7 protein-coding genes and 1 pseudogene are annotated in these 6,319 nt (G+C 72.0%); 6 read left to right on the plus strand and 2 right to left on the minus strand.

From position 1 onward, the window contains the following. Both AC1D1T_RS29130 and AC1D1T_RS29135 read right to left on the minus strand, forming a co-directional pair. A pseudogene (locus AC1D1T_RS29130) lies at positions 1 to 221 on the minus strand (two-component sensor histidine kinase); the annotation flags it as partial. 13 nt (positions 222 to 234) lie between these two features. Then, on the minus strand, positions 235 to 897 hold the full coding sequence (locus AC1D1T_RS29135) for a response regulator transcription factor (protein WP_465114575.1): 663 nt from the start codon (positions 895 to 897) through the stop codon (positions 235 to 237). A 193-nt stretch (positions 898 to 1,090) separates the two neighbouring features. Here AC1D1T_RS29135 and AC1D1T_RS29140 point away from each other — a divergent pair, with 193 nt between their 5' ends. From AC1D1T_RS29140 to AC1D1T_RS29165, 6 genes are all read left to right on the plus strand, one after another. Continuing rightward, positions 1,091 to 1,618: a sigma-70 family RNA polymerase sigma factor gene (locus AC1D1T_RS29140; RefSeq protein ID WP_465114574.1), complete on the plus strand. Its 528-nt coding sequence runs from the start codon at positions 1,091 to 1,093 to the stop codon at positions 1,616 to 1,618. 64 nt (positions 1,619 to 1,682) lie between these two features. Further along, positions 1,683 to 1,916 carry a FecR/PupR family sigma factor regulator gene (locus AC1D1T_RS29145; protein WP_047507972.1) on the plus strand — a complete coding sequence of 78 codons (234 nt, stop codon included), beginning with the start codon at positions 1,683 to 1,685 and terminating at the stop codon, positions 1,914 to 1,916. Between the two features lie 87 nt (positions 1,917 to 2,003). Beyond that, entirely contained in the window at positions 2,004 to 2,237 is a 234-nt protein-coding gene (locus AC1D1T_RS29150; RefSeq protein ID WP_047507974.1) for an MbtH family protein, read from the plus strand. Further along, positions 2,237 to 2,965 (plus strand): thioesterase II family protein, encoded by a 729-nt coding sequence (locus tag AC1D1T_RS29155; protein ID WP_477829052.1) that lies wholly within the window; start codon positions 2,237 to 2,239, stop codon positions 2,963 to 2,965. Before AC1D1T_RS29150 ends, AC1D1T_RS29155 begins: the two co-directional genes overlap by 1 nt. A 12-nt stretch (positions 2,966 to 2,977) precedes the next feature. Further along, positions 2,978 to 3,946 carry a TauD/TfdA family dioxygenase gene (locus tag AC1D1T_RS29160; protein WP_477828023.1) on the plus strand — a complete coding sequence of 323 codons (969 nt, stop codon included), beginning with the start codon at positions 2,978 to 2,980 and terminating at the stop codon, positions 3,944 to 3,946. Next, positions 3,943 to 6,319 (plus strand): AMP-binding protein (locus AC1D1T_RS29165; RefSeq protein ID WP_477993001.1); only part of this gene is annotated, 2,377 nt, incomplete at its 3' end. The genes AC1D1T_RS29160 and AC1D1T_RS29165, both read left to right, overlap by 4 nt.

The raw sequence follows: 6,319 nt of genomic DNA on the forward strand, positions 1-6,319 counted from the left end.
ACGCTCGGCCGCGGCGCGCCCGGCGTGGCCGTCGGCTCGACCGGGTTGATCGCGAGCTGGCCGGCCAGCACCAGCGCGGCGGTCTGCTCGAGCAGGTCGTCCTGCAGCTCGTTGGCCTCGTGCAGCGCCCAGAAGAACGACACCGCGCCGGCCGCGACCGCGGTGGCCAGCAGCAGCACGGCCATCCACAGCGACAGGCGGAACTGCAGCGAGTTCCTCATGGGGCGATGACAGTCATGCCGCGCGGTCCACGCGCCAGCCGACGCCGCGCACGTTGCGGATCACCGCGGGGCCGAGCTTGCGGCGGATGCCGTGGATCAGCACTTCGACGGTGTTGCTCTCGACCTCCTCGTTCCAGCCGTAGATTCGCTCCTCGAGCTCCTGGCGCGAGAGGATCGCGCCGGGGCGCACCAGCAGCGCCTGCAGCAACGTGAACTCGCGGCCGGAGAGGGCGGCGCTGCGGCCCTCGAAGCTCACGTCGCGCGTCACCGGATCGAGCGTGATCGCGCCGTTGGTCAGCAAGGGCGACGCCGAGCCGCCTTGCCGGCGCACCACGGCACGCATGCGCGCGAGCAGCTCCTGCACGTCGAAGGGCTTCAGCACGTAGTCGTCCGCGCCGAGGTCGAGGCCGGCGATGCGGTCTTCGACCTCGTCGCGCGCGGTGACGATCAGGATCGGCACGCGGGCATCGCGCGCGCGCAGCTGGCGCAGCACGTCGATGCCGTCGCGCCGCGGCAGGCCGAGGTCGAGCAGCACGAGGTCATAGGCCTGCGCCAGCGCGGCGGCCAGGGCCTGCTCGCCGTCGGTGGTCCAGTCCACTGCATAGGCGGCATCGGACAGCGCCTGCTGCACGGCCGCGCCGATCATCCGGTCGTCTTCCACCAGCAGGACGCGCATCGCTTGTTTTCGCCAGGGTTCACCGCAAGGACAAGGCACGCATTCTGAACGAACCCATGCCGCCTGGACGATGACCACCGGATGACGCAAGCCTTCATGCCAGTCGTTGCAGGGTCATTCGCGAAGCCTTGACGTGATCGTGGAAAATGAGAATGATTCTCAACTAATAACGATGAGCACCAGGGGGTAGAGCGTGTCGATCACCAACCATGAGCCTGCCGCAGGGCTCGGTGGAGCCTTTCTCGCGCACCGGGCCAAGCTGCAAGGCCTGGCCCACAAGATCACCGGGCGGCGCGAGCTGGCCGAGGACGTGGTGCAGGAGGCCTTTCTCAAACTGTCCGACGTGTCGCACGGCTTGGCGGTGCAGCAGCCGATCGGCTACTGCTTCCAGGTGGTGCGCAACCTGGCGATCGATTGCCGGCGCCGCATGATGCTCGAGGCCGGCGTGTTCGCCGACGCCGAGAGCGGCGAGCACGTCGCGGCGCCGCAGGGCACGCCGGAGCAGTACGCGATCAGCCGGCAGAACCTGGTGATCGTCGACGAGGCGCTCGGCCGCCTGCCGTCGCGCACGCGCCAGGCCTTCGAGCTGTACCGCATGGGCGGCATGACGCAGCGCGCGATCGGCGAGCGGCTGGGCGTGTCGGCGGCGCTGGTCAACACGATGATCCGCGATGCGGTCCAGGCCCTGGCGCACTGCCGGCACCTGCTCGAGGCGGAATGACGGCCTCCTAGAATCGGCGGTTTCCACTGCCAGCCCCGTGCGCGCCCGCGCGCGCCGCCCGCCGATGAACCCCGATCAGGACCGTGAAGACCCCGCGCAGGCGCTCGCCATGCAGTCCGCCTGGGAGTGGGTGATGAAGGCGCACGAGCAGCCGCTGAGCGAAGCCGACCACGAGGCGCTCGCGCGCTGGCTCGAGGCCGACCCGCGGCACCGCACCGCGCACGCGCAGGCCTCGCGGCTGTGGCTGCTGAGCGGGCTCGTGCCGCCGGCGCACGACGACGACGGGCTCCCGCACTGACCCGATCGCCACGCGGCGCTGAACAAAGCCGCGGCCGGCTCGTCATGGAAGGCAAGGCGCATCACTGCGCGAACCACGGGCCTTGCCATGTCCACCAGCTGCTTCGACCGCGACGACGAAACCTTCATCGTCCTCGTCAACCACGAGGATCAATATTCCATCTGGCCGCACTGGAAGGCCGTGCCACCCGGCTGGACCGCGGTGCCCGGCGCCAGCGGTGACAAGAAGACGGTGCTCGCGTTCGTCGATGCGGCGTGGACCGACATGCGACCGCTGTCGCTGCGCCGCTGGATGGACGAGCAGGCCGCGGCGCCGCGCTGATGCACGCCGGCGTCCGCCTGCTRTGCCTGCCGTGCGCCGGCGCCAGCGCGACGATGTACCTGCGCTGGCGGCGTTCGCTGCCGCCGTGGGTGCAGGTCGTGCCGGTCGAGCTGCCCGGTCGCGGCAGCCGCCTGGGCGAGCCGTTCGTCGAATCGTTCGCCGCGTTGGTGGCGGGCCTGTGCGACGAGCAGTCGGCCGCGATGACGACGGCCAGCAGCTTCATGCTGTTCGGCCACAGCATGGGTGGCCTGCTGGCCTGGGGCATCGCGCAGCGCCTGCGCGAACGCGGGCTGCCGGCCCCGGCGGCGCTGTTCGTCAGCGGCTGCCCGGCCCCGTCGCAGCGTGACCCGCAGCGCTTCGCCAACAAGGACACCGACGCGCAGCTGATCGCCGACCTGCGCCGCCAGGGCGGCACGCCGGAGGAGGTGTTCGCAAGCCCCGAGATGCTGCACATCACGCTCGATGCCCTGCGCGCCGACTACCGCGTCTGCGCGAGCGTTCCGGACGTGAGGAGCGGGCCGCTCGACATGCCGATCCACGCCTTCGGCGGCCGCCAGGACGACATCGACGCGTCGCGCCTCGCTGCCTGGCGCCGCGAGGCCCGCACGCTGTTCTCGCTGACCTGGCTCGACGGCGGGCATTTCTTCATCCGCCAGAGCGAGCCGCAGCTGCTGGCCGCGCTCGTCCACGAGATGCAGGCGCTGCGGTTCGAACCGCTGCCGTCCTGAAAGGGATCTTCCATGACCGACCTGTCGAACCTGGACCGGCCGCCGTTGCCGGCCCTGATCACGCCATCGCGCCCCGGTGAGGCGCTGCTCGATGCCTTCGCACCGATGCGCGCCGACAGCGAGGCGCTGCTGAGCCGCATCGGCGGCGTGCTGCTGCGCGGCTTCGAGGTGCCGAGCGTCGATGCCTTCCGCGCGTTCGCCGCGGCCTTCGGCCACCCGCTGCTCGCCTACGAGTTCGGCTCGACGCCACGCAGCGCGGTCGGTGGCGGGGTCTACACCTCCACCGAATACCCGGCGCACCAGCACATCCCGCTGCACAACGAGCAGGCCTACACCCGCGAGTGGCCGATGAAGATCTGGTTCCACTGCGTCACCGCCGCGCCCGAGGGCGGCGAGACGCCGATCGCCGACAGCCGCGCGATCTGGCGCCACATGCCCGAGGCGATCCGCCGCCGCTTCGCGCCCGGCGTGCTGTACGTGCGCAACTACGGCGAGTTCGACGTGCCGTGGCAGCAGGTGTTCAACACCAGCGAACGCGCCGAGGTCGAGGCCTGGTGCACGCGCTCCGGCATCCGCTTCGAATGGAAGCCCGACGGCGGGCTGCGCACCACGCAGCTGTGCCAGGCCACCGCCGTGCACCCGCGCACCGGCGAGACGGTGTGGTTCAACCAGGCCCACCTGTTCCACGTCTCGAACCTGCAGCCGGAGGTGCGCGAATCGCTGGAGGAACTGCTGGGCGCCGACGAGATGCCGCGCAACGCCTGCTTCGCCGACGGCTCGGCCATCCCCGACGCGATGCTCGACGAGGTGCGCGCGGTGCTGGCCGCGCAGACGGTGTCGTTCCGCTGGCAGGCCGGCGACGTGCTGATGCTCGACAACATGCTGGCCGCGCATGCGCGCGCGCCGTTCAAGGGCCCGCGCAAGGTGGTGGTCGCGATGGCCGAACCGCACGGCAACCTCGACCAGGACCTGTCCCGATGAACGCTCCCCGCAATTTCGTCGACCACCTGCAGCGCCTTGCCGCCGAGCGGCCCGACGACACCGCGCTGGTGATCGTCAGCGCGGCCGACGGTGCCACGCTCGACACGCCGATCCGCTATGCCGAGCTCGCGCTGCGCGTGCGTGCGCTGGCCGCGCGGCTGCAGCGCCGCTTCGCGCCCGGGGAGCGTGTGCTGCTGCTGCTCGACAACGACGACCGCTACGTGGTGGCCTTCCTCGCATGCCTGCATGCGGGGCTGATCGCGGTGCCGGCGTTTCCGCCCGAATCGGCGCGGCCGCAGCACCTGGCGCGGCTGGCCGGCATCGCGCACGACGCGCAGCCGGCGGCGCTGCTCGCGACGCGCGCGACGCTGGCGATGATCGGCAGCGGCTTCGGTGCTGCCGAGCCGATCGCGATCGACGAACTCGATGCCGCCGACGATGCCGCGCTCGCCGCGGCGTGGCGCCCGCACGCGCCGCACGACAGTGACATCGCCTTCCTGCAGTACACCTCCGGCTCCACCTCGGCGCCGAAGGGCGTGATGGTCAGCCACGGCAACCTGATGGCCAACGAGCGGGCGATCGGCGCGGGCTTCGAGGTCGGCGCCGACGACGTGTTCGTCAGCTGGCTGCCGCTGTACCACGACATGGGGCTGATCGGCGGGCTGCTGCAGCCGCTGCACCGCGGCATCCCGACTGTCCTGCTGACGCCGCAGTTCTTCCTGGAGCGGCCGGTGCGCTGGCTGGAGGCGATCGCGCGGCACCGCGGCAGCATCAGCGGTGCGCCGGACTTTGCGTACCGGCTGTGCGTCGAGCGGGTGAAGGACGCGGCGATCGGCGCACTCGACCTGTCGAGCTGGCGCGTGGCCTTCAGCGGTGCCGAGCCGGTGCGGCACGACACGCTGCGAGCGTTCGTCGAGCGCTTCGCGCCGGCGTGCTTCGATCAGCGCTCGGTGTTCCCGTGCTACGGGCTCGCGGAGGCGACGCTGTTCGTCAGCGGCGCGGCAAGGGGGCGGGGGATGGTCGCGCAGCCGTTCTCGGTGTCGGCGCTCGGGGCGGGGCAGGCGAGTGACGGCACGGGCGACGATGCGATCACGCTGGTCARCAGCGGCCGCGTGCCGAGCGGCCACTGCGTCGAGATCGTCGACCCGCAGACGCTCGCGGTGCACCCCGACGGCCAGGTCGGCGAGATCTGCGCCGCCGGCCCGAGCATCGCGCAGGGCTACTGGCAGCGGCTGGAAGAGACGCAGACGACCTTCGTCGAACGCGGCGGCCAGCGCTGGCTGCGCACCGGCGACCTCGGCTTCGTGCGCGACGGCGAACTGCATGTCACCGGCCGGCTGAAGGACCTGATCATCCTGCGCGGCCAGAACGTCTACCCGCAGGACATCGAGCGCGCGATCGAGGCGGAGGTCGACGCCGTGCGCTCCGGCCGCGTCGCCGCGTTCGCGGTCGAGCTGCCGGGCGGTGGCGAGGGCGTCGGCGTTGCGGTCGAGGTGTCGCGCGCGATGCAGAAGCGCGTGCCGGCCGCGGCGCTGGTGCAAGCGCTCGGCGAGGCGTGTGCCGGCGCGTGCCGCGAGGCGGTGTCGGTGGCGCTGCTGCTGAATCCGGGTGCGCTGCCGAAGACCTCCAGCGGCAAGCTGCAGCGGCGCGCCTGCCGGCTGGGGTTCGAGCAGGGCACGCTGGATGCGTTCGCGGTGTTCGCGCACGGTCGCTTCGTCAGCGGCGACAGCGGCGTCGACGAGGCACCGGCAGTGCCGCTCGACGATGCCGAAGCCGCCGTCGCCGTGCTGTGGCAGGAGGTGCTCGGCCACGCCGCACCGCCGGCGCGCGATGCGCAGTTCTTCGCGAGCGGTGGCAATTCGCTCGCCGCGGTGCAACTGGCCGCGCGCATTGCCGAGCGCTGGCACATCGGCTTCGCGCCGCGCGATGTGTTCGAGGCGCCGCGGCTGGCCGAGCTCGCCGCGCGCGTGCGACAGGCAGGCGACAGCGGCACACGCCGGTCGACGATCCCGGTGCTCGGCGCGGCACGCCGCGCCGGACCGCTGCCGCTGTCGCACGCGCAGCAGCGCCAGTGGTTCCTGTGGCAGCTCGATCCGGGCAGCTCGGCGTACCACGTGCGCTTCGGGCTGACGTTGCGCGGCGTGCTCGACACCGTCGCACTGCAGGCTGCGCTCGACGCGCTGGCGGCGCGCCATGAGCCGCTGCGCACCCGGTTCGACCTGGCCGACGACGGCACGCCGCGCCAGTTCATCCAGCCGCCGCAGCCGGTCGCGCTCGCCGCGTTCGATCTGCAGCCCCTGCTCGACACCCCGTTCGACCTGCGCCGCGGCCCGCTGTGGCGCGTCGGCCTGCTGCGCGTGCGCGACGGCGAGC

Source organism: Rhizobacter sp. P2_H3 (assembly GCF_056403355.1).

Bases quoted from the DNA above. Each gene is read 5' to 3' on its own strand.
- AC1D1T_RS29135 (WP_465114575.1), bottom strand. From the start codon at position 897: ATGCGCGTCCTGCTGGTGGAAGACGACCGGATGATCGGCGCGGCCGTG.
- AC1D1T_RS29145 (WP_047507972.1), top strand. From the start codon at position 1,683: ATGAACCCCGATCAGGACCGTGAAGACCCCGCGCAGGCGCTCGCCATG.
- AC1D1T_RS29150 (WP_047507974.1), top strand. From the start codon at position 2,004: ATGTCCACCAGCTGCTTCGACCGCGACGACGAAACCTTCATCGTCCTC.
- AC1D1T_RS29160 (WP_477828023.1), top strand. From the start codon at position 2,978: ATGACCGACCTGTCGAACCTGGACCGGCCGCCGTTGCCGGCCCTGATC.